Origin of the sequence: Salmonella sp. 32082101201600294FB01SM01 (genome assembly GCF_017572865.1) — a bacterium.
GTDB classification, from domain to species: Bacteria; Pseudomonadota; Gammaproteobacteria; order Enterobacterales; family Enterobacteriaceae; genus Salmonella; species Salmonella enterica.
Genome location: NZ_JAGESB010000002.1, coordinates 123849 through 148053, shown reverse-complemented (window position 1 = coordinate 148053; position 24205 = coordinate 123849). Strand labels below are relative to the sequence as shown.

Below are 24205 nucleotides of genomic sequence, written 5' to 3'. Positions count from 1 at the left end.
GTAAGGCGAGTAATCCTCCCGGATGTACCATCTCTTAATTGATACGGCTTTCACCGCGGTATCAATATCAGCAGTAAAGCAAGTTTCCCAATGCATCCGTAGCTCAGCTGGATAGAGTACTCGGCTACGAACCGAGCGGTCGGAGGTTCGAATCCTCCCGGATGCACCATATTCTTCATACTTTCAGCGATGAAGATGCAGATAAGATAGCGGTAATCACCGCTGGCATCAGAAGGATAACGTTGCGTCAGCAACGGCCCATAAGGCGAATAATCCTCCCGGATACGTCACTGCCCTGCAATCGCTTTTCCCCTTATCCTGAATATACCTCTTCATCTCTATTAGCGACAAAATCAACCAATTGCGATAAAGTACTGTCTGGTTATTCGGTTTGCGAGAACACGATGTACGCACGTTATGCTGGTTTGATTTTTGATATGGACGGTACTCTCCTGGATACCGAACCCACGCATCGCAAAGCGTGGCGTGAGGTTTTGGGGCGCTATGGTCTTCGTTTTGATGAACAGGCAATGGTCGCGCTTAACGGTTCGCCAACCTGGCTTATCGCCCAGTCAATCATTGAGCTTAACCATGCCGATCTTGATCCCCTGTCACTGGCGCGTGAGAAAACCGACGCGGTAAAAAGCATCCTGCTGGACTGCGTAGAACCGCTGCCGCTGGTTGAGGTGGTCAAAGCGTGGCATGGGCGGCGTCCCATGTCGGTCGGTACCGGTAGCGAAAGCGCTATCGCGGAAGCCCTGTTAGCGCATCTGGGGCTGCGTCGTTATTTTGATGCGGTTGTGGCGGCAGATCACGTACAGCATCACAAACCCGCGCCTGACACCTTCCTACTGTGCGCCCAGCGGATGGGCGTCATGCCGACGCAGTGCGTGGTATTTGAAGATGCCGATTTTGGTTTACAGGCGGCGCGGGCGGCGGGAATGGATGCCGTGGATGTCCGACTATTGTGAGTGACGGACTGTCGCTCCTGTCTCTGTTTGCCAGTAGTTTTCTCAGCGCGACGCTGTTACCCGGTAATTCTGAGGTGGTTTTGGTTGCTATGCTGGTCTCCGGCGTCAGCCATCCCTGGGTCTTAGTCTTAACAGCAACAATGGGTAATAGCCTTGGAGGGGTAACTAACGTTATTCTTGGGCGTTTCTTTCCGCTGCGCAAAACGTCGCGCTGGCAGGAAAAAGCGACTGGCTGGCTAAAGCGTTATGGCGCAGCCACACTATTATTAAGCTGGATGCCGGTCATCGGTGATTTGTTGTGCCTGTTAGCGGGATGGATGCGCATCCCGTGGGGGCGGACGATCTTTTTTTTGTGTCTTGGTAAGGCGCTGCGCTATGTTGCGCTCGCAGCGGCGACGGTTCAGGGCATGATGTGGTGGTAATAATTGTAGGTTTGGCATGTATGGCCGCCATTACAGTTATGCTTATTAAAACGATTTGGACAGGCGGGAGGTCAATTTGATCCCGGACGTATCACAGGCTCTGGCCTGGCTGGAAAAACATCCTCAGGCGTTAAAGGGGATACAGCGCGGGTTAGAGCGCGAAACGCTGCGTGTCAATGCTGATGGCACGCTGGCGACAACAGGTCATCCTGAAGCGTTAGGTTCAGCGCTGACCCATAAATGGATTACCACGGATTTTGCGGAAGCCCTACTGGAGTTTATTACGCCAGTCGATGGCGATATCCAGCATATGCTCACTTTTATGCGCGATCTCCATCGGTATACGGCCAGGAAACTGGGCGATGAGCGGATGTGGCCATTAAGTATGCCCTGCTATATTGCGGAAGGGCAGGACATAGAGCTGGCGCAGTACGGCACATCAAATACCGGGCGCTTTAAGACGCTCTATCGCGAAGGGCTGAAAAATCGTTATGGCGCCTTGATGCAAACCATCTCCGGCGTACATTACAATTTTTCATTACCGATGGCGTTCTGGCAGGCGAAATGCGGCGTTACGGAAGGCGAAGCGGCAAAAGAAAAAATTTCTGCCGGCTATTTTCGTCTGATTCGCAACTATTACCGTTTTGGCTGGGTCATCCCCTATCTGTTTGGCGCGTCTCCGGCCATTTGTTCCTCTTTCCTGCAAGGAAAGCCAACCACATTACCGTTTGAAAAAACGGACTGCGGCATGTACTACCTGCCGTACGCGACGTCGCTACGTCTGAGCGATTTGGGTTATACCAATAAGTCGCAAAGCAATCTCGGAATTACGTTTAACGATTTGCATGAGTATGTGGCAGGTCTGAAGCGCGCGATTAAAACCCCTTCCGAGGAGTACGCGCGGATTGGTGTGGAAAAAGACGGTAAGCGGCTACAGATTAACAGCAACGTTCTGCAAATTGAAAATGAGCTGTACGCGCCCATTCGTCCCAAGCGCGTGACGCGCAGCGGCGAATCGCCTTCTGACGCGCTTCTGCGTGGTGGTATTGAGTATATTGAAGTTCGTTCTCTCGATATTAACCCGTTCTCACCGATCGGCGTAGACGAGCAACAGGTGCGCTTCCTCGATCTGTTTATGGTCTGGTGCGTATTGGCCGATGCGCCGGAAATGAGTAGCGATGAGCTGTTATGTACGCGTACAAACTGGAATCGCGTTATTCTGGAAGGGCGTAAGCCGGGCCTGACGTTAGGCATTGGCTGTGAAACTGCGCAGTTCCCGCTGCCCAAAGTAGGGAAAGATCTCTTCCGCGATCTGAAACGCGTGGCGCAAACGCTGGACAGTATCCACGGGGGAGAGGAGTATCAAAAGGTGTGTGATGAGTTGGTCGCCTGCTTTGATAATCCTGAACTGACATTCTCCGCCCGGATCCTACGGTCTATGATTGATGAAGGCATTGGCGGCACCGGGAAAGCGTTCGGTGAGGCTTACCGTAATCTGTTACGCGAAGAGCCGCTGGAGATTTTACAGGAAGAAGAGTTTATTGCTGAACGTGACGCTTCAGTACGTCGTCAGCAGGAGATTGAGGCGGCGGATACCGAGCCGTTTGCCGCGTGGCTTGCGAAACACGCCTGACCCAAAAGAAAAAGGCCACTCACGGAGTGGCCAAAATTTCATCGCTGAAAACAGGGATGATGATAACAAATGCGCGTCTTTCATATACTCAGACTCGCCCCGGAACAAAGAGTTCAGTTTATTTTTAAAAAATTATCGGAGGTGACTAAATGCCATTATTAGATAGCTTCGCAGTCGATCATACCCGGATGCAAGCGCCGGCGGTCCGGGTTGCAAAAACGATGAACACCCCGCATGGCGACGCAATCACCGTGTTTGATCTGCGTTTTTGCATTCCGAACAAAGAAGTGATGCCGGAAAAAGGGATTCATACGCTTGAGCATCTGTTTGCTGGCTTTATGCGCGACCACCTCAACGGTAACGGCGTTGAGATTATCGATATCTCGCCGATGGGCTGCCGCACCGGCTTTTACATGAGCCTGATTGGCACGCCGGACGAGCAGCGTGTTGCCGACGCCTGGAAAGCGGCGATGGCGGATGTGCTGAAAGTGCAGGATCAAAACCAGATCCCGGAGCTGAACGTTTACCAGTGCGGTACGTATCAGATGCACTCGCTCAGTGAAGCGCAGGACATTGCCCGTCATATTCTGGAGCGTGATGTGCGCGTGAACAGCAATAAAGAGCTGGCGCTGCCGAAAGAAAAGCTGCAGGAACTGCATATTTAGTCTTATTGGTAAGCGTTTCCAGTATTTAAATTAACCCCGGTTTATGGCCGGGGTTTTTTATTGCTTAATATAATTTACGTTTATTATATTTGCGGCGAGAATACATTTTAAATTAAGTAATGCCTGGCCTGTTAAATAATAAAATGTGATCTGGCAAACAGAAAAGGCGGATAACTCACGATGCCAGAGTGTATTGATCACATAAACTAAAAATCATAAATAATTAATAGAAAAACATAATGGAATGCGCCAGATATCCAGGTAATAACAAGACTCTACTAATAGCCGGTCGATGGGGTTTTTAGCAAATCTTATCTGGTATACATCAAACTTAAGGGATAAAAAATGAAGGCTAAATATTTGGCGCTGATGATCGGTGCTTGCTTTTCTCATAACCTTTGGGCAGCGAATAATATCACTATTGAGCAGCGTCTGGCTGAACTGGAGCAACGTGTTGTTAATGCTGAAAAACGGGCATCCGATGCCGAGGCGCAAATTCGCTCGCTGAAACAGCAGCAGGTCGCCGCTACGCCGACGGTGAATGTCCAGTCCGCCGAGCCCATTGCAGCAGGTAAAACGCCGCCGAAGCTGACCTTATCCGGATTCAGCGATATTAAGTTCTATGGCGATGTCGAATTTAATATGGATGCGGCAAGCCGTTCCGGTAGCCTAACCTCGATGAGAACGTCAGCGAATAAAGATTGGGCATCAGGAACCAATGAACGCTGGGATATTAACGGACGCCTGTTGTTGGGCTTTGATGGCTACCAGCGGCTGGACAACGGTAATTTTGCCGGATTCTCTGTACAGCCTCTGGCGGACCTGACCGGAAAAATGAACCTTGATGATGCCGTTTTCTTCTTTGGCCGTGAGAATGACTGGAAAATTAAGGTTGGTCGTTTTGAAGCCTACGATATGTTCCCGCTGAATCAGGATACATTTATTGAATATTCGGGGAATACAGCGAACGATCTTTACAGTGACGGTTACGGCTATATCTATATGATGAAAGAAGGACGGGGACGTAGCGACAGTGGGGGTAACTTCCTGCTGAGTAAAACCATCGACAACTGGTATTTCGAAGTTAACACATTGCTGGAAAATGGCAGTACGTTATATACCGAGAAGCAGTACCACGGAATGGATTTAACCAACGATAAAAACGTGGCTTACGTCCGTCCGGTTATCGCCTGGCAAAACGGGCGTTTTTCAACGGCGATAGCGATGGAAAGTAACGTCGTTAACAACGCCTATGGCTATTATGAGAATGGGAAGTGGATCGATCAGTCAGATCGTACGGGCTATGGTTTTACCATGACCTGGAATGGTCAAAAAACTGACCCGGAAGATGGCGCAGTGATTAACCTGAATACCGCCTATATGGATGCGACCGATGAGACAGATTTTACCGCTGGGGTGAATGCGCTGTGGCATCGATTTGAACTGGGTTATATCTATGCGCATAACAAAATCGAAGCCTTCAATGCTGCCAATATCGATGCCGTTTGTGAGGACGATTGTTGGATCACCGATCCCGGCAATTATGACATTCACACTATTCATGCCTCATATTTATTCCCCAACGTGATGGATATGAAAAACTTTAACATCTACCTCGGTGCCTATGCTTCATGGGTAGAGGCCAATCCGAATAATGGCGATAACAGTGAAGATGCGCGTTACGGCGGGCGTCTGAGATTCAAATATTTCTTCTGATTGTTGGTCTACTAAAAAAGGGATCCGCAGATCCCTTTTATCAGATAGTTAGTGCGCGCCGCCACCGCCGCCGCCCGCACCGAAGGGCGGTTTGGCGAACCACACCAGGCCGAGCAGCACCAGGAAGATCCCCGCCGACATCCAGAAGATTTCGTTGGCGGAAATAATCAGCCCCTGATTCGTGATTTGCTGGGCTATCCAGCCTGACGCCTGTTGGTGCGTCATCCCTAAGCCTTCCAGTTTATCGTACATAGCCTGAGCGTTTGGATTATACGCCGTAATCGACTCCGTGAGCTGAGCATGGTGTAGCGACTCACGATCGGTCCACATAGTGGTGGTAATCGAGGTGCCGATGGAGCCCGCCAGCGTTCGCGTGAAGTTCGACAGGCTTGATGCCGCCGCCAGCCGTTCTGGCGGTAACCCGGAGAGCGTAATGGTGGTCAGCGGCATAAAGAAGCAGGCGACGGCAAATCCCTGAATAAACTGCGGCCATGCGGAAGCGCCGAAATCCATACCCGGTTCGAACGTCCAGGCGCGCCAGTAAAAACAGACGGCGTACATAATGAAGCTGAACGTGACCAGTCTGCGCATATCCAGTTTATGCGCGAAGCGTCCGATAATCGGCGACAAAATTACCGGAATAATGCCGACTGGCGCCGACGCCAGACCTGCCCACGTTGCGGTATAGCCGTACACCTCTTGCAAAAGCTGCGGCAGTAGAACAATGGCGCCGAAATAGAGCATATAGGCAAGGCTGATGCACAAGCAGCCAATCGTGAAGTTACGCGATTTAAAAAGAGAAAGATCGACGATAGGGTGATCGTCGGTTAGTTCCCAGACGATCAGGAAACTGATGGCGATGACGGCGACCACGGTCAGGATGATAATTTCCTGCGAGGAGAACCAGTCCAGCTCTTTACCGCGATCGAGCATAATTTGCAGGCTGCCGATGCCAATCACCAGTAACGCCAGCCCGACGGCGTCAATACGTCGCCGTTCGGTATGCGTTTCACGTCCGCGCAGCGTGTGTAACGTCATCAGGACGACGGCGATGCCAATCGGCACGTTGATGAAGAAAATCCATCCCCAGTGGTAATTATCACTGATGTAGCCCCCCAGAATCGGGCCGCAAATCGGCGCGACAATGACGGTCATTGACCAGAGCGCCAGCGCAATGGAGCGCTTTGCAGGCGGATAGTTATTCAGCAACAGGCTTTGCGAGAGCGGAATCAGCGGCCCGGCGACCACGCCCTGCACCACGCGGAAGAAGATCAGCATATTCAGGCTGCTGGATACGCCACAGGCCCAGGAGGCCGCGGCAAAGGCGACCGTCGACCACATGAACAGTTTGACTTCGCCAAAACGTTTCGCCAGCCAGCCGGTTAAGGGAATCGAGATAGCGTTTGCCACCCCGAAAGAGGTGATAACCCATGTCCCCTGGCTTAGGGAAGAACCCAGGTTCCCGGCGATGGTCGGAATCGCCACGTTGGCAATGGTGGAGTCCAGCACCTGCATGAATGTCGCCAGCGACAGCGCGATCGTCATGATGACGAGCTGCGCGCCCTCCAGCGGTTTTTGCTGTTGCATCACACGCACCTCAGGATTAACCCGCGTTAGCCTGTACGATGTCGTCGATCAGTTTATTGACCGGCGCGAGATTAATTTCGCGTGCGTTACTTTCGGCAACCGGCGTCGTTCGTACCTGGCTGGCCAGTACCTGACCGTCGCGATTAGCGGTATCCACGGTGACCAGCGTCGATAAACCAATACGCAGCGGATGTTGTTCTAACTGGCGGGCGTCCAGTTCGACGCGTACCGGCAGACGTTGAACCACTTTAATCCAGTTACCCGTCGCATTTTGCGCGGGCAGCAGGGAGAAGGCGCTGCCTGTTCCCATATCCAGACCGACGACTTTACCGGTGTATTTTACGTCGTCGCCATAAATATCAGTAATCACCGTCACTGGCTGCCCAATGCGCATATTCGCTAATTGGGTCTCTTTAAAGTTAGCGTCCACCCACAGATCGGTTGCAGGCACGACGGCCATCAGCGGCGTGGTGGGGCTGATCTGCGCGCCAGGCTGGACGGCGCGGCGGGAAACATAACCGGTCATTGGACTGACGATGCGAGTACGCTCCAGCGCCAGCCAGGCGTTACGCACTTCGGTCGCCGCTTGTTGAACCGCAGGCTGATCTTCCAGATTACTGTTGAGTATCATTGCCTGGTTGGCATTGTACTGTTGAATGGCGACATCCAGCTGTGCCTGCGCGCTGGCGACGGCATCGCGGGCGTGTTGCAGTTCTTCACGGCCAATAAGATTGGCATTACCCAGCGGCACACGACGGTTAAGGTCGCTTTGCGCTTGCGCCAGGGCGGTTTTTTGCACGTCGATATTCGCCTGCAACTGCTTGCTGTTAATCATCAATTGGTGCGTCTGACGCACGCTGGAGGCCAGCGCCGTTTTGGCTTTTTCAAACGCTTGTTTGGCGTCAGTCTGATCGAGCGTGACCAGAACATCGCCCTCTTTTACAAAGTCGGTGTTATCAGCCCAGACTTTCGTCACGCTGCCTGACACCTGCGCCATGATTTGAACCTGGTTCCCTGCCACGTAAGCATCATCTGTCTCTTCAATATGACGCAATACTAAAAACCAATAAATTCCATATGCCACGGCAATAATAACAAAGAGCAAGGTAAGAAGTAGCAGCGCTGTTTTGCGTTTGCCTTTCTTCTTAGCCGGTTGCTGCGGGGTTTGGATCTCCGCATTTGCGCTCATGTTGTTCTCCACGATCTTATTATTCACATCGGCTGAGCCGACCTGTTGTCAGAAAGGCCAGCAGTAACGCGTGCCGGCCTGTCCGCTTTCCTGTTATTAATCTGGATTTTTGAGCGGGTCGGCGCTTTAGCGCAGCGCCTCAAGAACAGTGCCTTCCTGCTCCATTTGATCAAGACGCGTCAGGAGTTTACGAGTGATGTGCTCAAGTTGATCTTTTTCGGCAGTGCTAAGTGATGACCAGAGTTGATGCAGACAATGATGCTGAGGCGGAAGCACTTCTTGCAAAAATGCCTGACCTTTCTCCGTTAATTGCAGATGCAGGCAACGGCGATCGTTATCGCTCTCACGACGCTCAATCCAGCCGCGTTTTTCCAGCTCATCTGCAATGCGTGTCGCATTGGTGCGAGATGAACCCAGCGCGCAGCTTAATTCAGACGGCTGAATACTGTGGTTTTCCTGAGACTCCAGCGTAATCAACGCCATAAACAACGTCTCGTTAATCCCTTGAGCCTTCAGCATTTTATTGCGGTTTTCCAGGAGCTTGCCTTGCATGTGCATACAAAGACGAGTCAAAAGAATTTCCTGGTAAGGAAAGTCTTCGTGACGGCTGGCGCGAAATTTTAGCATTTGTTCAATGGGCGTAAACGAACTATCCATTTGGGCATGACCTCATTAATTTCAGCCGATATAGTAACGACAGTGACAAATAAAGTAAATGTATTATTAATACAAAATCATTCTTTCAGGCTATAAAGCAACCAATGATACGCAGACTGAGACGCCAGCGGGAACATTGGGCCCGGTAAAGCGCCGCCTGCGGCAAATCCAGGAATGACGAGAAAAGCGTGAGTGCCTGCATGAAAAAATCAGGAGAGAACGATAAGCGGGAGGGGCGAAAGCCGGGTAAACGGCCTTACAACCCGATGCAAAAGCCACCAGAATATCACGGATAGCTATCGGTGAACGACCTTCGAATCCTTGAACGGGCGCTATTGGCCTGGGAGCAGATGGGGATGCAGGGCTTTCCATAGAATTATATTATTCTTCACCGGTATAAAAATAACCATGATAAATGAATAGCATAACCTTAACAGACTGGGGAGCTCCTTAACACCCTAAGGAGCTTAAACAAAGGTAAACGCTCACTATCCGCTTAATTTACGGCTTCCTGTCGGTGAAAACCTCGCCACCAGACCAGTAAATTAAGTAAGGCTACCGTGACACCCGCCAGACAAACGCCGGCCCAGCCGGCATGTTGCCAGGCGGAGGCGGAAATCAGCGACCCTGCAGCGCCACCGATAAAGTAGCTGGTCATATAGCCGGCGGTGAGCCGGTTACGCGCATCCGGATGCAAACGATAGATGACCGTCTGATTGGTGATATGTACCCCCTGAACGGTGAGGTCCAGTACCAGAATGCCAATAATCAGCGCCAGTACCGAGGTGTGCCCAAGCCAGATAGCCAGCCAGGAGAGTAACAGCAGCAGTAAGCCGAACGTGGTGGTGAGGTGAGATTTACCTTTATCGGCAAATCCGCCAGCCGGACGCGCGCCTAAAGCGCCGGCGGCCCCCGCCAGGCCAAACAGGCCAATCATCCCCTCGGAATAGCTAAACGGCGGCGCGGCGAGCAAAAAGGCCATTGACGTCCAGAGGATGCTGAAATTAGCAAAGGTCAGGCAGCCCAGCATTGCGCGGGTACGCAGCAGCTTATCGTGAATAAACAGGCTGAATACAGAACCCAACAGTTGCGGGTAGTTAAGATGGGTGTCGGATTTGAGCTTTGGCAGTCCGCGCCATAACGCGACGGCCATCAGCGCCATCAGCGCCGACGCTACCCAAAATACGGTGCGCCAACCGCCGAGGTTTGCCAGCAGTCCGGCGACCGTTCGCGCCAGCAGGATCCCCAGCAACAGGCCGCTCATAATGGTGCCGACCACTTTACCGCGGGTGGCGGGCGTCGCAAGCGTGGCGGCCAGCGGAACCAGAATCTGCGCCACCACGGAGAACAGTCCGGTTAAGGCCGTTCCGAGTATCATCATGCTAAGCGACTGACTGCTGGCGGTGATTAGCATTCCGCCAGCCGCCAGCAACGTCATGGAGACAATCAGCGTTCGGCGTTCAAACATGTCGCCAAGCGGCACCAGAAACAACAGGCCAGCGGCATAGCCCAACTGCGCGGCGGTAACGATAAACCCTGCGGAGCTGGCGGAAAGCGAAAAGTGATGCGCGATGGTATCAAGCAGCGGCTGGGCGTAGTAGTTGCTGGCGACCGCCAGACCCGTGGCCACAGACATTAAAACGATCAGCGCCGGGCTAAGCCCATGAGTGGGTTTCGTCATGATGGTAATCGTGATTCAGATAATTATTTCCTGGGAAAACAATCATAGCGGATGTTGATGAATAAAGGGGAACGGTGACGTGATGAATCGTGCGCTTTGAGGAGAGATTGCGTTGGCCGGATAGCGGCGCATGAACTGCGCTTTATCCGGCATAAAAAACGATCTTATTTCTGCGCGGCCAGCGCTTCTTTCACCCAGCCGTCAAACTGCTGCTGGTGGGCGTTGATCCAGCCGTCCACATGGCCCTGAACATCGGCTTCAGACGATTTACCGGCATGCATCATGGCGTTCTGCGCGTTGATATCCGCCAGCGGCAGCTTCATGATGGCGAACAGTTTCGCCGCCGCCGGGTTTTTCTCCGCCCATGCCTTATTGGCGACAATATGCATGGTATTAACCGGGAACCCATAGTTCGCGCCGTTCGGCAGTTTAGTATCAATATTTTTCTGTTCGCCCGGCAGGGAGGAGAACGGCACCTGTAGCCAGACGACATCTTTACCCGGCTTCATTACGTCGCTCACCCAGTACGGGGTCCAGGTGTAATACAGCACCGGCTTGCCTTCTTTAAAACGGGTAATGGTATCAGCCATCATCGCCGCATAGTTACCGTGGCTGACCTCAACGGTTTTTTGCAGATCAAACGCTTTATTCTGGTGATTGATCACGGCTTCGCAGCCCCAGCCCGGCGAGCAGCCCATCATGTCCGCTTTTCCGTCGCCATTGGTATCGAAGATTTTGGCGATTTTCGGATCTTTTAGCTGAGCGATATTGGTGATGTTGTACTGCTCGGCGGTTTTTTTATCGATCAGATAGCCCTGCGCAGCGCCGGAGACGAAGACACCCTCGCGGTAAAACTTTTTGTCTCCGCCTGCTGCGGCATACATATCATCATGCAGCGGCTGCCAGTTCACGGCGGTAAACGTCGCATCGCCAGAGGCGATGGAGGTATAGCCTACGTTGTAATCGACTTCACTCGGCTTATTTACGGTATAACCCAACTTTTCCAGCGCCCGGCTGACCAGTAACGTCTGGAAGGACTCTTCAGAAATCGTGCTTTGGATTGGTTGGACGGTAATGCCTTTGCCAGGCAGGTCGGCAGCGAAAGCGCTGGCGGTGACAAGGGTGGCAAACGCTGAGGCAAATATCACAGTATGTCGCATCGTTGTTCCTTTAATTATGGTAGGGAGTTGTAAGCCCGGTAAGCGCAGCGTCACCGGGCGTCAGGAGAGTTACTTAACGAAAGGGCGGGTGATTAGCCCAACAGGACCGGTGGTATACCAGCGACGGTTACCGCGGCTACGCGAGTCGCGCCCGACGGCCTGCGTCAGACGGTCCAGAATGATGGCGAGAATCACAATGCCGACGCCGCCCACGGTTGCCAGCCCCATATCAAGACGACCAATGCCGCGTAATACCATCTGGCCAAGCCCGCCGACCGCAATCATCGAGGCGATGACGACCATTGAGAGAGCCAGCATCAGCGTCTGATTAACGCCTGCCATAATGGTGGGCATCGCCAGCGGTAGTTGCACTTTGAACAACATTTGGCGCGGGCTGGCGCCGAACGAGCGCGACGCTTCAATTAAGTCGGCAGGCACCTGGTTAATGCCCAGGATCGTCAGGCGTATAATCGGCGGTAGAGCAAAAATAATCGTCACCACCACGCCCGGCACGTTACCGATGCCGAATAACATGACAATCGGCACCAGATAGACAAACGCGGGCGTGGTCTGCATCGCATCCAGCAGCGGACGAACTATTTTGGCTGCGCGCGGGCTGCGCGCCAGCCAGATTCCCATCGGTAATCCGATCACGACGCAGAACAACAGGGCGGTCAACACCAGCGCCAGGGTAATCATCGCCTGCGACCAGGCACCGATCGCGCCGATCGCGATCAGCGATATCAGCGTTGCGATCCCCATGCCCACGCCGGAAACCTGCCAGGCAATCAGCGCAAAGAGAATAATCGCCACAGGGGCGGGCATGCCCAGCAGCAGTTGCTGAAAGCCGTTAAGGATGTAATCCACCGGCACACGAATCCCCTGAAAAAGGGGACGGAAATGAGTGACGACCCAGTCGATTCCCTCTGTGACCCAGCTATCCAGCGGGATCAGCGTCTTATGGAACGGGTCCAGAAGAGAAAAGTGTTCAGGGGCTGGCGCGGGCGCGCTGTTCAACCAGTCGGTACTGCCGCCGTCCGTGGCTACGCCTGCCGGTGTTCCCCAGGCATCAGCCGTTTGCGTCGTAGTATCGGCCACCTGTGCGGTATCCCACGGATTCGTTTGATCAGCCATTGTTACCCCCCTCGCGATCTAAAGCCTGTAGCAACATACGTTTTGAAATAATGCCAACATACTGGTGTTCTTCATCGACAACCGGCACCGCGCAGGGCGCCTGACCGACGTGAGAGAGCAACTCGCTGAGTGGGGTTTGCGCATCAACGACTAAAGGGGCGTCGATAAGCGCCGCTTCAATCCCTTGCGCCTGGCTTAATGCCGCTTTTAATGAGTCGATGGACACGACGCCCACGAATTTATTGCCACGCTCAATGACGTAACCATATTCACGGTCTTCATCCTGTAATAATTTCAGTGCCGAACGGGGACCAAAACCTGGCGTTTTACGAATTAATCCGACCGGACTGCGACGGGCAATATCTTTGGCGCTAAAGACCTGACTAATATCCACGCCACGGAAGAACGTGCGGACATAATCATTTGCCGGATTATTCAGGATCTCATCCGGCGTACCAACCTGTACGACCTCGCCATTTTGCATGATGGCAATCCTGTCGCCAATACGCATAGCCTCATCAAGATCGTGGGAAATAAAGACAATGGTGCGCTGATGTTTCGCCTGTAATTTCACCAGCTCATCCTGCATTTCGGTACGAATTAATGGATCGAGGGCGGAAAATGCTTCATCCATTAATAAGATATCAGGGTTGATTGCCAGCGCGCGGGCAAGCCCAACACGCTGACGCATCCCACCGGAAAGTTCATCCGGGTAGGCGTGAGCGTAATTCTCAAGCCCTACCTGACGCAAGGCGTCCAGCGCTTTTTCGCGACGCTCTTGCGCCGCGATGCCCGCTAATTCCATACCGAATGCCGTATTATCCAGCACGGTCATATGCGGCATGAGCGCAAATGACTGGAAGACCATCGCAATCTTTTTCCTGCGCACCTCGCGAAGCTCAGCGTCTGATATTTTGGCAATATCAACACCGTCAATCAGTACCTGCCCGCGGGTGGGTTCAATCAGGCGATTGAGAAGGCGTACCATTGTGGATTTACCCGAGCCGGATAATCCCATGATGACAAATATCTCGCCTTCTTCAATGGCCAGACTGGCGTCTTTAACGCCAAGCGATAGCCCCGTTTTTTCCAGTATTTGCTCTTTCGATAGTCCCTTTTCAATATATTTGAAGGCACGCTGCGGATGCTCTCCAAATATTTTATACAGATTCTTCACTTCTAATTTAATTGCCATGCAATAGAATGATTCCTGTTATTTACTTATGTCGATATGTTACCTGATAGAAATAGTTACCTTTTTCTACCCTAACATACTCAGAATCTGAGACAACCCTGAATTTGCTTCTGGCATGAATATTGCGAGGTTCTATCGGCTGTGATTTCCCATGATATAAGGGCTGAACGCGAATGGAGAGGGAGAGATATTTTTTGGGACAACCAGCAAAAATCCACCTGAATTGGGGGAATCCAGGTGAATAATCTCACTCGTATTGAGTGTAGGACATGTTGTAATATTTGCGCGATTTAACCCGCTATTGCTTGAAATAAAGGCATGGAAAATGTAACGTTATTTCCCATGCCCGTAAGGTTAAAAATTCCAGTCTTCGTCTTCGGTTTCGACTGTTTTCCCCATCACATAAGATGAACCTGAGCCGGAAAAGAAATCATGGTTTTCGTCGGCATTCGGCGAGAGCGCGGCAAGGATTGCGGGATTCACGTCTGCCATCTCCGGCGGAAATAACGCCTCATAACCCAGGTTCATTAAGGCTTTATTGGCGTTGTAGCACAAGAAGGCTTTGACGTCGTTAACCCAGCCGGTTTCCGCATATAATGCTTCTGTGTAGCGGATTTCGTTGTCGTACAGTTCCATTAACAAATCCAGCGCGAAAAGCTTTAACTCTTCACGCTCGATTGCCGATAGTTTTTGTAGCGCTATCTGATACTTATAGCCAATATAATAACCGTGAACCGCTTCATCGCGAATGATTAAACGAATCAGGTCGGCAGTGTTCGTGAGCTTACCGCGGCTGGAGAAATACATCGGTAGCCAGAAGCCGGAATAGAACAGAAAAGACTCTAAAAAGACGCTGGCAATCTTTTTCTTTAGCGGTTCATCGCTGACGTAATGAGCCAAAATAATCTGCGCCTTACGCTGTAGCGGCGGGTTTTCTTCGCTCCAGGCGTAGGCGGCATCAACCTCTTTTGTCTGGCACAGCGTGGAAAAAATAGAACTGTAAGAGCGGGCGTGTACCGCTTCCATAAAGCTGATGTTCGACAGTACTGCCTCTTCATGCGGCGTGATGGCATCTGCCATTAACGACGGCGCGCCTGCGATGTTCTGGATAGTGTCAAGCAGCGTAAGACCCGTAAACACGCGAATGGTGAGCTGCTGTTCGGCGGCGCTCAGCGTCTGCCAGGCCGGAATATCATTCGATAACGGCACTTTTTCCGGCAGCCAGAAGTTACTGGTCAGCCGGTTCCACACCTCCAGATCTTTGTCGTCCTGGATCTTGTTCCAGTTGATGGCGCTAATACGAGATAATTTCATATGGCTTTCCTTATAGCGCGCAGGATACGCAGCCTTCAATTTCAGTACCTTCCAGCGCCAACTGGCGAAGCCGGATGTAATACAGTGACTTAATACCTTTTCGCCAGGCATAGATCTGCGCTTTGTTGATATCGCGGGTCGTGGCGGTATCGGGGAAAAACAGGGTGAGCGACAGTCCTTGATCGACGTGGCGCGTGGCCTCGGCATAGGTATCAATAATTTTTTCCGGACCGATATCGTAGGCATCCTGATACATGTCCAGATTTTCATTGGTCATAAACGGCGCGGGGTAATACACACGCCCGGTTTTGCCCTCTTTGCGAATCTCAATTTTGGCCACAATCGGATGAATGCTGGAAGTCGCATGATTAATGTAAGAAATCGAACCGGTCGGCGGCACCGCCTGCAAATTTTGGTTATAGATGCCATAGCGCATCACATCGTCGCGCAGCTTTAGCCACATTTCTCGTGTGGGCAGCGTAATGCCGCTGCGGGCAAATAGCGCCCTGACTTTCGCCGTTTTCGGTTGCCAGTCGTCCTGTAAATACTGCGTAAAATAGTCGCCGCTGGCATAGCGCGACTGCGCAAATCCGGCGAAGGTTTTGCCGCGTTCGCGGGCCAGCCGCATTGAAGTATGCACGGCATGCCAGGTAATGGTGTAAAAATAGAGATTGGTGAAATCCAACGCCTCCGGCGAACCGTAGGCAATGCCTTCTCTCGCCAGATAGCCATGCAGATTCATCTGGCCCAGACCGATGGCATGAGAGGCGGCATTACCGGCGGCTATTGAGGGCACGCTGCGTATATGGCTCATGTCCGACACCGCCGTCAGGCCGCGAATAGCGGTTTCTACGGTACGACCAATGTCCGGTGAATCCATGACGTGAGCGATATTCAGCGAGCCGAGATTGCAGGAGATGTCATGCCCGATGTGGGTATAGTCAAGGTTATCGTCGTAACGGGAGGCGCTATTGACCTGTAAAATTTCCGAGCACAGATTGCTCATATTAATGCGACCAGCAATGGGATTCGCGCGGTTTACCGTATCTTCAAACATGATGTAGGGATACCCGGATTCGAACTGAATCTCCGCCAGTGTTTGAAAAAAGTCACGGGCGTTAATATAGGTTTTACGCACGTGTGGATCGGCAATTAATTCATCGTACCGTTCGCTAATGGCGATATCGCCAAACGGTTTGCCGTAGCGTCGTTGTATGTCATAGGGCGAAAAGAGCGCCATTTGCACGTTTTCTTTCGCCAGCCGGAAGGTGATATCCGGGATCACCACGCCGAGAGAGAGCGTTTTGATCCGGATTTTTTCGTCAGCGTTTTCTCGTTTGGTATCCAGAAAACGCAGAATATCCGGGTGGTGCGCATGGAGATAAACCGCGCCGGCCCCCTGGCGCGCGCCAAGCTGGTTGGCATACGAAAACGCGTCTTCCAGCATTTTCATCACCGGGATCACGCCGGAAGACTGATTCTCAATGCGTTTGATCGGCGCGCCCGCCTCGCGCAGATTGGAGAGTAAAAACGCGACGCCGCCGCCGCGTTTGGAGAGTTGCAGCGCCGAATTCACCGCTCGCCCGATCGACTCCATATTGTCTTCGATACGGAGCAGGAAGCAGGAGACCAGTTCCCCACGCTGCTGTTTACCGCAATTTAAAAAAGTCGGGGTAGCGGGCTGAAAGCGACCAGAAAGCATTTCATCGGTCAGTTGGGTGGCCAGCGTTTCGTCACCCTGCGCCAGCGTCAACGCCACCATTGTCACCCGATCTTCAAAGTGTTCCAGATAACGTTTGCCGTCGAAGGTTTTCAGCGTGTAACTGGTATAGAACTTCCAGGCGCCAAGAAACGTCTGGAAGCGAAAGCCGCTGGCGTGGGCGTGCTCGAACAGGCGGAGGACGAAGGCGCGGTCGTAACGCGCGAGGACAGCGTCATCGTAATACCCTTCCCGAACCAGCGTCTCCAGACGTTCATGCTGGCTGGCAAACGTCACGGAATGCGGGCGGACGTGGGCGGCAAAGAAGGCGTCGATCGCCTGCTGGTCCTTGTCGAACTGAATATGGCCTGCTTTATCATAAAGATTCAGCATCGCGTTCAGGGCGTGGTAATCCATGGTTTCCTGCATTACGCGCTCCGGGATAGTTGTTGCCAAAATTCATTTACTCCTTTTCGGACGTTATCGATGTCGCGTTGTGTGCCCATGAGCTCAAAGCGGTACAGCCAGGGAACGCCGCATTTTTGTGCTATCACATCGCCAGCGCATCCCCAGGCATCGCCGAAATTGCGATTACCGGAGGCGATAACGCCGCGAATGCGCGCCCGGTTGTGTTCATCATTTAAAAAGCGGATCACCTGTCGCGGCACCGCACCGGCCATCCCGCCGCCGCCGTATGACGGCACAACCAGAATGTACGGTTCGTCTACCTGAATTCGCTCCCGTTCATTGAGCGGAATACGCGTGGCAGGCAGCCCCAGACGCTGCATAAAACGGTGCGTATTTTCAGAGCTGCTGGAGAAGTAGACGAGCGCGCTCATGCGTTTGCCGCGTGGGGTGTCGGGTGCAGACGGTTAATCATGTCCGGGCGGAAGCCAGACCAGCTCAAATCGCCCGCCATCACCACCGGTAATTGACGAAATCCTTGCGCCCGGAGCGTATCCGCTGCATCCGGCACCAGATCGACGTTCACCATCTCAAATTCAAATCCACGGCTTTCCATCGCCCGCTTTGTGGCGTGGCACTGAACACAGTTATTGCGAGTGTAAATAGTAATGCTCATGATTCGTATTTCCATTTAAAATGAGAAAACGGCGCGATGAAACGCGTCGGATTGTCGGGTGTTGATACAGGAAATACTAGATGTAGTTGAATTAAGATTCAACCATACAAGATATGGGAATTTTCGATTGGTTTTAACGCCGCTGATGAACGCAGTGGGGTAGGGGCGGCATGGCTAATTTTTGCCGGATGGCGGCGTGAATGCCAGATCCGGCCTGCAGGTTCACGCATAACAGAGTTGGCTGACATCAGCGCCATCCGGCAACAATGCGTCACATTCGCATACCGATCGCCAGACGGTTAAAGCAGTTCATTAAACCGATGGCGAAGGTCAGATCGCTGATTTGACGCGCGCTGAAATGATCGAGCAGCGGCAGGTAAACATTATCTTCGGCGTGGGTTTCAGCAATGTGCGTCACCGATTCCGCCCAGGCTAACGCCGCGCACTCTTGCTCGCTGAAATGGTGGCTTACCCGCCATCCTGCCAGCGCATCTAATTTAGCTTGATTTACGCCAGCCTTACGCAGCGCTTTACTGTGCATCTCCAGGCAAAATGCACAACCATTTATTTGCGAAACACGCAGGTAAATCAGCTCCATCAGAGTGAGGTCAAGCGTGCTCTTTTCCAGCGCGTTTTTCGCCTGCACCAGAGCGCTGTAAACCTCCGGGCTCAGTTCATAATAGGGTTGGCGTAACGTCGTCATCATGTTTCTCCTCGTGTTGATGACGAGCACTGTAGCACTATAATGGTCTGTAAAAGAGAGCCATATTTTTACAGAAAAAGCAGACCATATGCCGCGCTATCAGCACATCGCTCGTCAGTTAAAAACGGCCATTGAGCAAGGAGAACTCGCGCCCGGAACGCGTTTGCCGTCCAGTCGGACGTGGGCGCAGGAACTGGGCGTTTCTCGCGCCACGGTGGAAAATGCCTATGGCGAGCTGGTGGCGCAGGGCTGGCTGGAGCGACGTGGCCAGGCAGGCACGTTTGTGAGCAACGCTCTACGGTTTGAGACGGCGCCGCCGATACCCGCTGTTTTTGCCGGAGAAAGTCCGGAACCGAAACCCTTTCAGATGGGGTTACCGGCGCTGGATCTCTTTCCACGCGAGAAGTGGGCGCGAGTGATGGGGCGTCGGTTGCGCACGCAGACGCGCTTCGATCTGGCATTAGGCGACGTCTGCGGCGAGGCGATTTTGCGCCAGGCGATAGTCGATTACCTGCGGGTTTCACGTAGCATTGAATGTCTGCCGGAACAGGTATTTATTACCTCCGGATATGCGGATTCTATGCGGCTAATCCTGCGTACATTGTCTGTGCCGGGAGACAGCATGTGGGTGGAAGATCCCGGTTTTCCGTTAATTCGCCCGGTGATAACGCAGGAGGGGATTACGCTGGCGCCGATTCCGGTCGATGCCGATGGGCTGAGTGTCGCGGCGGGGATGCGGGATTGCCCGCAGGGGCGCTTTGCATTGGTGACGCCCGCCCATCAAAGTCCTTTGGGGGTAGCGCTGTCGTTAACTCGCCGACGGCAACTTCTGGCATGGGCGGCGAATGTGCAGGCCTGGATTATTGAAGATGATTACGACAGCGAATTTCGTTATCACGGTAAACCACTTCCGCCGCTCAAGAGTCTGGATGCCCCGCAGCGAGTGATTTACGCCGGAACGTTCAGTAAGTCGCTCTTTCCGGCATTACGTACCGCCTGGCTGGTGGTGCCGATAAAGCAGATTGAGCATTTCCGCCAGCAGGCGTCGCTGATGCCCTGTAGCGTACCGTTGTTATGGCAGCACACGCTGGCTGATTTTATCCGTGATGGCCATTTCTGGCGGCATCTGAAAAAGATGCGTCAACATTATGCTCAGCGACGGTTATGGATTGAAGAGGCGCTGGCAGAACAGGGATTTGTCGTGACATTACAGAAAGGCGGTATTCAATTGGTTATTGAGGTTGAAGGCGATGATAAAGCGCAGGTAGCGAAAGCGAATCAGGCCGGACTGGCGGTACAGGCGCTAAGCCGTTGGCGAGTGGTTTCGTCAGGAAAGGGGGGCATTTTACTGTCGTTTACCAATATTACTTCCGCTGGCATGGCGAAACAGGTCGCATGGCAGCTTCGACAGGCGATACAGTAACCGTTTCGCCGAATGGCGCGACCTGGGCCTGCGGCAATGATGCAGGCCCAATAAAGTATGTCGCCATCCGGCAGCGCACGTCGTTAGCGACGCAGGCTGAGCAGCGCCCCGATAAAAATCCCTACCGCTGCGGCGGTTCCTACGCTACACCAGGGTTTTTCACGCACAAACGTATCCGCGCACCCCATCGCATCACAGGCGGCTTGTTTTACGCGAGTACGACCCTGCATCCGCGCCCGGGTCTCTTTCAGCAACGCCTGTGCTTTACGTCGCGCAGCCTCGGCTTCGTCTTTCGCATCGCTTCCCCAGGATTTAAGGACATCTTCCAGACTGTCGGCTAATCGATTGACATCATTCTGAATATCCTGAACACCATCATCGACGTCGTTTCGGTTCGGTTTTTTAAGCATATGATCCTCCATTGATTTCGATGTAGCTTTCAGTGTAGTTCATATTTTTACCTGCTGAGGCTTGTTACGGCGATATCATGCGTTTCTGGACTTTTCTGAAAGCGTTGATAACGCGCTATCGGGTAAGGTAAGCCCGCAGTAAAAGAGAATGAGGATAAAATATGTATTTACGACCTGACGAGGTGGCGCGGGTACTGGAAAAGGCAGGGTTTACCGTCGATGTGGTGACGAATAAGACGTATGGTTATCGACGCGGCGAGAATTATGTTTATGTTAACCGCGAGGCGCGTATGGGGCGTACCGCGCTGATCATTCACCCCAGATTAAAAGACCGTAGCTCATCACTGGCTGACCCGGCTTCGGATATTAAAACCTGCGATCACTACCAAAATTTTCCGCTCTATTTAGGCGGCGAGACCCACGAACATTACGGTATTCCCCACGGCTTTAGCTCCCGAATAGCGTTAGAACGTTATCTGAACGGGCTTTTTGGCGACGAAAAAAGCGACTAAAAGCGCGACTGGCAATGCCAGTCGCGACGTTAACTTATGCCTTAGCCTGATGATAGCTGCTCACTTTAAACAGGCGACGACAATAATCCAGGAAGTAGCCATAAACCGCGCCCATTAACATTGAAACAACAATGTTTGAACTCACGGCGGCCACTATCTGATGCCAGCCGGCGCCGACGGTCAGCAAGATGATAATATAAACGGGTGACTGAAAGGTGACATAAGCCAATACATCCGCCAGGTTTTTGGCCCATCCCGCCGGGCTTGCCTTACGCGCGACGCGCATAATCAGATCGCGGTAAACGCCGTATGGCCATGCAATCAAAATGTTGACAGGTATCGCCACCAGCCTGGAAGAAAGCGACTGCTCAAAGCTCATTCCGGAGAGGAATATCTCGATCAACATGTTCACAACAGAACAGTAAACAACCATCGCAAACGTGTCTGCTACGGCATGACGCAAGCGTGACTGTGGAGAGAACATGTTAATGCTCCTTGTAGCGTATCGATCAGAATGAGGTGATGGTTGGTAGTGAAATCATAAAGCACTTTTGTCTTTGCATAGAGTATATCCCTATATAATAACTATCAACTAGTGTAATATTTTTATTTATAGGCTTTTTGTCGATAAAATACTCTACGATTGTGTGTTTTTTGCTCGCGGCGAGATTTTCGTTGTTGTTAGTCATTAATTACTTTTAAATCAATGCATTATAATGCATTGTTTTTCTGGCGATTTTCAGCCACATTCCAAATGTTGTCAGATGCGATGTATTCTCGGCTAACGGCACGCGCTCTACTTTTCTCAGCATAATTATAGCTATTGCAGGCTGATTTTTAGCATAAAGCTCTGATGATGATTTTTGAATGGTTAATCTATTATTGTGCTGAAATATTCACTTCTGTATAAGGTCAGCCACCGTGAGGGTCACCGTGGCTACTGAGATACGCAATACGCTATATATTCTATGGATTTCGAATTGCTTAAAGGCGGCAAGAGAGTGAGTCACCAGGAGCATAGATAACGATGTGACTGGGGTGAGCGGCAAATCTGCCGGGAGCAGATTTGAACGTCGCGTGCGACGGCCCGTCAGGGCGAGGCCCATGGATGGGCCGGGTAATCCGTAGCCAACACATAAGCAACTTGAAGTATGAAGGGTATAAACAGCTGAACGGGAAACCTACAGATATACCGTAGGCAGAATAACCTGAAATACACAGGGGGTAATGAATATAACCTTCTGGTTAACAGATTAATAGAATTAATGGAGTTATACTGAGTATATCTGTATGAACTTTAGGATCTGGAAATATAATCAATAATCGCATACAATACCGCCTGTAATAGTTTTTTGTTTTCTGCGTTAAAAGGTTTTTATTGATATGAATTTGATGTTACAGAACTTAAATAATATCCGCACGCTGCGTGCTATGGCTCGCGAATTCTCCATTGACGTTCTTGAAGAAATGCTCGAAAAATTCAGGGTTGTCACTAAAGAAAGACGCGAAGAAGAAGAATTGCAGCAACGCCAGCTTGCCGAGAAGCAGGAGAAAATTAATGCCTTTCTGGAGCTGATGAAAGCAGACGGTATTAACCCGGAAGAGTTATTTGCCATGGATTCAGCAATGCCGCGTTCTGCTAAAAAGCGCCAGCCGCGTCCGGCAAAATATCGTTTTACTGATTTCAATGGCGAAGAAAAAACCTGGACCGGACAAGGTCGTACGCCTAAACCGATTGCCCAGGCGCTGGCGGCGGGGAAATCTCTGGATGATTTCTTAATCTAATCACGGATAACCTTTAACGGATGGCGCTTCGTTTCCTGTCTCTATTAACCGGGACTCAGGGAACGTTGCGCCATGCTCATTCTGATAAATCAGCACACGCCAAAATCGCCCTCTTCGCAATAGGGGGTGACATCTTCCGCTTTGAGGATCAATTTTTCGCCCTGCTCATTGCTGGCCTGTACCGCGACAATATGATCCTCGTTGACTTCAATCACTTTCAGTTTCGGCCCCCCCATTCGGGGCTGTACAAAATCGCCTGGTGTGAACATCACGCCCTCCTGTTGAACAATGCTATAAACCCGCCTTCAGTCTACTACACACTTACCGACGCGTGGTGAAGGTACCGCTTAATGAGTACGGGTATTCCAGGGCATTTTTTCCAGTAGTCGCGCCATTCCGCAGAAGCCGGTCATGCCTGCCAGCATTAACCCGGCCCCGACAAAACCGCTAATGAGGAAAAAGCCGCCGTGGACCGTATAGCCCAGAATCACCCCAAGCAACGTCAACCCGCCGGCGGCGATTTGCACCTGACGCATCAGTGGCAACGGTTGCGATTTGTCTTCTGTGACGGGCAATCCTGCCGCTTTCCATCCGTCGATACCGCCTTCCAGTAGACTGACCTGAGCAGGGGCGGCAATGGCCTGTAGTTTTGCTGCATTGCTGCTGGTTCGTTTACCTGACTGACAGTGAAAAATAATCTGTTCCGCTCGCAGGTTGGCGGGCAAATCGCCCTGTTCAAGCCGGGAGAGCGGCGCCAGTTGCGCATGTGGAATATGCTCGCGCAGATATTCATCGGCGTCGCGCACATCAATCAGTTTCGCGCCTTGCGCTATCAGCGCTTGCGCCTCACGGGGGGAAACTATCCCAATGGACATCGTGCCTCCTTATGGACAATAGAGATTCTTTAACGTGGCGATAATCGTATTAACCGCCTTATTTTTAATGAAATAGTGAATGCGCTGGGCATCGCGTTGACTATCAATCAGCCCTTCTTCCCGCATCCGCGCCAGATGTTGCGATGTCGCGGAGGGGCTTAGCCCGGTAATGCGCGCCAGTTCGCCTGCGCTGGTTTTTGGCGAACCGCAAAGCATACATAAAATCAGTAATCTTTTTGGGTGGCTCATCGCTTTGAGCAGGGCCGCCGCCTGTTCTGCGCTGGACTGAAGTTGTTCAAGCTCTGTCATAGTTATTTAAGCATTTTCTAAATTTAGTTAATTCTAAAATAAACGTCAACCTAATGCCAGCGTAAAGAGCGTAAAGGAGGGTAA

General features: G+C 51.9%; 25 protein-coding genes and 1 tRNA gene. 9 read left to right on the top strand and 17 right to left on the bottom strand.

What is annotated here, in order from left to right; genetic code table 11:
• The first annotated feature begins 92 nt into the window (after positions 1-92).
• The 6 genes from J4645_RS10465 (at position 93) to J4645_RS10440 (ending at position 5407) form a co-directional block, all read left to right on the top strand.
• Positions 93-169: transfer RNA gene (locus tag J4645_RS10465), tRNA-Arg, on the top strand.
• Positions 170-404: 235 nt separating this feature from the next.
• A complete protein-coding gene (gene yqaB / locus J4645_RS10460) occupies positions 405-971 on the top strand; it encodes a fructose-1-phosphate/6-phosphogluconate phosphatase (protein WP_000271296.1) in 567 nt (188 codons plus the stop codon).
• A complete protein-coding gene (locus J4645_RS10455) occupies positions 968-1393 on the top strand; it encodes a YqaA family protein (RefSeq protein ID WP_001279499.1) in 426 nt (141 codons plus the stop codon). The genes yqaB and J4645_RS10455 overlap by 4 nt, the downstream gene beginning before the upstream one ends.
• Before the next feature lie 76 nt (positions 1394-1469).
• Positions 1470-3026 carry a glutamate--cysteine ligase gene (gshA, locus tag J4645_RS10450; RefSeq protein WP_000611821.1) on the top strand — a complete coding sequence of 519 codons (1557 nt, stop codon included), beginning with the start codon at positions 1470-1472 and terminating at the stop codon, positions 3024-3026.
• A 149-nt stretch (positions 3027-3175) separates the two neighbouring features.
• Positions 3176-3691 (top strand): S-ribosylhomocysteine lyase, encoded by a 516-nt coding sequence (luxS, locus tag J4645_RS10445; protein WP_001130194.1) that lies wholly within the window; start codon positions 3176-3178, stop codon positions 3689-3691.
• A 345-nt stretch (positions 3692-4036) separates the two neighbouring features.
• A complete protein-coding gene (locus tag J4645_RS10440; RefSeq protein WP_023214625.1) occupies positions 4037-5407 on the top strand; it encodes a carbohydrate porin in 1371 nt (456 codons plus the stop codon).
• Between the two features lie 48 nt (positions 5408-5455).
• Here J4645_RS10440 and emrB read toward each other — a convergent pair whose 3' ends face one another.
• From emrB to J4645_RS10380, 12 genes are all read right to left on the bottom strand, one after another.
• The gene (gene emrB / locus J4645_RS10435) at positions 5456-6994 is read right to left on the bottom strand and encodes a multidrug efflux MFS transporter permease subunit EmrB (protein ID WP_001187297.1); all 1539 of its coding nucleotides are present in this window, start codon (positions 6992-6994) and stop codon (positions 5456-5458) included.
• Between the two features lie 16 nt (positions 6995-7010).
• Positions 7011-8183, bottom strand: a complete 1173-nt coding sequence (emrA, locus tag J4645_RS10430) for a multidrug efflux MFS transporter periplasmic adaptor subunit EmrA (protein WP_001275603.1) — start codon at positions 8181-8183, stop codon at positions 7011-7013.
• Positions 8184-8309: 126 nt separating this feature from the next.
• Positions 8310-8840 (bottom strand): transcriptional repressor MprA, encoded by a 531-nt coding sequence (gene mprA / locus J4645_RS10425; protein WP_000378431.1) that lies wholly within the window; start codon positions 8838-8840, stop codon positions 8310-8312.
• A gap of 496 nt (positions 8841-9336) precedes the next feature.
• Positions 9337-10521 (bottom strand): MFS transporter, encoded by a 1185-nt coding sequence (locus J4645_RS10420; RefSeq protein ID WP_000165772.1) that lies wholly within the window; start codon positions 10519-10521, stop codon positions 9337-9339.
• A 164-nt stretch (positions 10522-10685) separates the two neighbouring features.
• Positions 10686-11681, bottom strand: coding sequence for a glycine betaine/L-proline ABC transporter substrate-binding protein ProX (gene proX, locus J4645_RS10415; RefSeq protein WP_001216613.1), 996 nt, complete (start codon positions 11679-11681; stop codon positions 10686-10688).
• Positions 11682-11750: 69 nt separating this feature from the next.
• The gene (proW, locus tag J4645_RS10410; RefSeq protein WP_000775021.1) at positions 11751-12815 is read right to left on the bottom strand and encodes a glycine betaine/L-proline ABC transporter permease ProW; all 1065 of its coding nucleotides are present in this window, start codon (positions 12813-12815) and stop codon (positions 11751-11753) included.
• Entirely contained in the window at positions 12808-14010 is a 1203-nt protein-coding gene (gene proV, locus J4645_RS10405; protein ID WP_000985527.1) for a glycine betaine/L-proline ABC transporter ATP-binding protein ProV, read from the bottom strand. Before proV ends, proW begins: the two co-directional genes overlap by 8 nt.
• A 354-nt stretch (positions 14011-14364) precedes the next feature.
• Entirely contained in the window at positions 14365-15324 is a 960-nt protein-coding gene (gene nrdF, locus J4645_RS10400; RefSeq protein ID WP_000777903.1) for a class 1b ribonucleoside-diphosphate reductase subunit beta, read from the bottom strand.
• 10 nt (positions 15325-15334) lie between these two features.
• Entirely contained in the window at positions 15335-17479 is a 2145-nt protein-coding gene (gene nrdE, locus J4645_RS10395; RefSeq protein ID WP_024147061.1) for a class 1b ribonucleoside-diphosphate reductase subunit alpha, read from the bottom strand.
• Positions 17452-17862, bottom strand: coding sequence for a class Ib ribonucleoside-diphosphate reductase assembly flavoprotein NrdI (gene nrdI / locus J4645_RS10390; RefSeq protein WP_001275402.1), 411 nt, complete (start codon positions 17860-17862; stop codon positions 17452-17454). The genes nrdE and nrdI overlap by 28 nt, the downstream gene beginning before the upstream one ends.
• Complete coding sequence (nrdH, locus tag J4645_RS10385; RefSeq protein ID WP_000028870.1) at positions 17859-18104, bottom strand: glutaredoxin-like protein NrdH; 246 nt, start codon at positions 18102-18104, stop codon at positions 17859-17861. Before nrdH ends, nrdI begins: the two co-directional genes overlap by 4 nt.
• 271 nt (positions 18105-18375) lie before the next feature.
• Positions 18376-18807 (bottom strand): carboxymuconolactone decarboxylase family protein, encoded by a 432-nt coding sequence (locus J4645_RS10380; protein ID WP_000209808.1) that lies wholly within the window; start codon positions 18805-18807, stop codon positions 18376-18378.
• 88 nt (positions 18808-18895) lie between these two features.
• Here J4645_RS10380 and J4645_RS10375 point away from each other — a divergent pair, with 88 nt between their 5' ends.
• Positions 18896-20230, top strand: coding sequence for a PLP-dependent aminotransferase family protein (locus tag J4645_RS10375; protein WP_001138473.1), 1335 nt, complete (start codon positions 18896-18898; stop codon positions 20228-20230).
• An 83-nt stretch (positions 20231-20313) separates the two neighbouring features.
• Here J4645_RS10375 and J4645_RS10370 read toward each other — a convergent pair whose 3' ends face one another.
• Positions 20314-20640, bottom strand: a complete 327-nt coding sequence (locus J4645_RS10370) for a DUF883 domain-containing protein (protein WP_001549924.1) — start codon at positions 20638-20640, stop codon at positions 20314-20316.
• Between the two features lie 161 nt (positions 20641-20801).
• Between J4645_RS10370 and J4645_RS10365 the strand changes: the two genes are divergently transcribed.
• The gene (locus J4645_RS10365; protein WP_000281304.1) at positions 20802-21152 is read left to right on the top strand and encodes a DUF2002 family protein; all 351 of its coding nucleotides are present in this window, start codon (positions 20802-20804) and stop codon (positions 21150-21152) included.
• A gap of 34 nt (positions 21153-21186) precedes the next feature.
• On the opposite strand, the gene alaE is transcribed toward J4645_RS10365, so the two are convergent.
• Positions 21187-21636 carry an L-alanine exporter AlaE gene (alaE, locus tag J4645_RS10360; RefSeq protein ID WP_000492669.1) on the bottom strand — a complete coding sequence of 150 codons (450 nt, stop codon included), beginning with the start codon at positions 21634-21636 and terminating at the stop codon, positions 21187-21189.
• Positions 21637-22535: 899 nt separating this feature from the next.
• Between alaE and stpA the strand changes: the two genes are divergently transcribed.
• Positions 22536-22937 (top strand): DNA-binding protein StpA, encoded by a 402-nt coding sequence (stpA, locus tag J4645_RS10355; RefSeq protein WP_001051100.1) that lies wholly within the window; start codon positions 22536-22538, stop codon positions 22935-22937.
• An 89-nt stretch (positions 22938-23026) separates the two neighbouring features.
• On the opposite strand, the gene J4645_RS10350 is transcribed toward stpA, so the two are convergent.
• The 3 genes from J4645_RS10350 to J4645_RS10340 form a co-directional block, all read right to left on the bottom strand.
• Positions 23027-23206 (bottom strand): hypothetical protein, encoded by a 180-nt coding sequence (locus J4645_RS10350; RefSeq protein WP_000494935.1) that lies wholly within the window; start codon positions 23204-23206, stop codon positions 23027-23029.
• A 78-nt stretch (positions 23207-23284) separates the two neighbouring features.
• Positions 23285-23812, bottom strand: a complete 528-nt coding sequence (locus tag J4645_RS10345; protein WP_000022011.1) for a rhodanese family protein — start codon at positions 23810-23812, stop codon at positions 23285-23287.
• A 9-nt stretch (positions 23813-23821) separates the two neighbouring features.
• Positions 23822-24121: a metalloregulator ArsR/SmtB family transcription factor gene (locus tag J4645_RS10340; protein WP_023214628.1), complete on the bottom strand. Its 300-nt coding sequence runs from the start codon at positions 24119-24121 to the stop codon at positions 23822-23824.
• Positions 24122-24205 lie beyond the last annotated feature (84 nt).

Excerpts from the sequence above, each read along its gene's own strand:
- yqaB (WP_000271296.1), top strand. The coding sequence starts at position 405 with ATGTACGCACGTTATGCTGGTTTGATTTTTGATATGGACGGTACTCTC.
- luxS (WP_001130194.1), top strand. The coding sequence starts at position 3,176 with ATGCCATTATTAGATAGCTTCGCAGTCGATCATACCCGGATGCAAGCG.
- J4645_RS10440 (WP_023214625.1), top strand. The coding sequence starts at position 4,037 with ATGAAGGCTAAATATTTGGCGCTGATGATCGGTGCTTGCTTTTCTCAT.
- emrB (WP_001187297.1), bottom strand. The coding sequence starts at position 6,994 with ATGCAACAGCAAAAACCGCTGGAGGGCGCGCAGCTCGTCATCATGACG.
- emrA (WP_001275603.1), bottom strand. The coding sequence starts at position 8,183 with ATGAGCGCAAATGCGGAGATCCAAACCCCGCAGCAACCGGCTAAGAAG.
- mprA (WP_000378431.1), bottom strand. The coding sequence starts at position 8,840 with ATGGATAGTTCGTTTACGCCCATTGAACAAATGCTAAAATTTCGCGCC.
- J4645_RS10420 (WP_000165772.1), bottom strand. The coding sequence starts at position 10,521 with ATGACGAAACCCACTCATGGGCTTAGCCCGGCGCTGATCGTTTTAATG.
- proX (WP_001216613.1), bottom strand. The coding sequence starts at position 11,681 with ATGCGACATACTGTGATATTTGCCTCAGCGTTTGCCACCCTTGTCACC.
- proW (WP_000775021.1), bottom strand. The coding sequence starts at position 12,815 with ATGGCTGATCAAACGAATCCGTGGGATACCGCACAGGTGGCCGATACT.
- proV (WP_000985527.1), bottom strand. The coding sequence starts at position 14,010 with ATGGCAATTAAATTAGAAGTGAAGAATCTGTATAAAATATTTGGAGAG.
- nrdF (WP_000777903.1), bottom strand. The coding sequence starts at position 15,324 with ATGAAATTATCTCGTATTAGCGCCATCAACTGGAACAAGATCCAGGAC.
- nrdI (WP_001275402.1), bottom strand. The coding sequence starts at position 17,862 with ATGAGCGCGCTCGTCTACTTCTCCAGCAGCTCTGAAAATACGCACCGT.
- nrdH (WP_000028870.1), bottom strand. The coding sequence starts at position 18,104 with ATGAGCATTACTATTTACACTCGCAATAACTGTGTTCAGTGCCACGCC.
- J4645_RS10380 (WP_000209808.1), bottom strand. The coding sequence starts at position 18,807 with ATGACGACGTTACGCCAACCCTATTATGAACTGAGCCCGGAGGTTTAC.
- J4645_RS10375 (WP_001138473.1), top strand. The coding sequence starts at position 18,896 with ATGCCGCGCTATCAGCACATCGCTCGTCAGTTAAAAACGGCCATTGAG.
- J4645_RS10370 (WP_001549924.1), bottom strand. The coding sequence starts at position 20,640 with ATGCTTAAAAAACCGAACCGAAACGACGTCGATGATGGTGTTCAGGAT.
- J4645_RS10365 (WP_000281304.1), top strand. The coding sequence starts at position 20,802 with ATGTATTTACGACCTGACGAGGTGGCGCGGGTACTGGAAAAGGCAGGG.
- alaE (WP_000492669.1), bottom strand. The coding sequence starts at position 21,636 with ATGTTCTCTCCACAGTCACGCTTGCGTCATGCCGTAGCAGACACGTTT.
- stpA (WP_001051100.1), top strand. The coding sequence starts at position 22,536 with ATGAATTTGATGTTACAGAACTTAAATAATATCCGCACGCTGCGTGCT.
- J4645_RS10350 (WP_000494935.1), bottom strand. The coding sequence starts at position 23,206 with ATGTTCACACCAGGCGATTTTGTACAGCCCCGAATGGGGGGGCCGAAA.
- J4645_RS10345 (WP_000022011.1), bottom strand. The coding sequence starts at position 23,812 with ATGTCCATTGGGATAGTTTCCCCCCGTGAGGCGCAAGCGCTGATAGCG.
- J4645_RS10340 (WP_023214628.1), bottom strand. The coding sequence starts at position 24,121 with ATGACAGAGCTTGAACAACTTCAGTCCAGCGCAGAACAGGCGGCGGCC.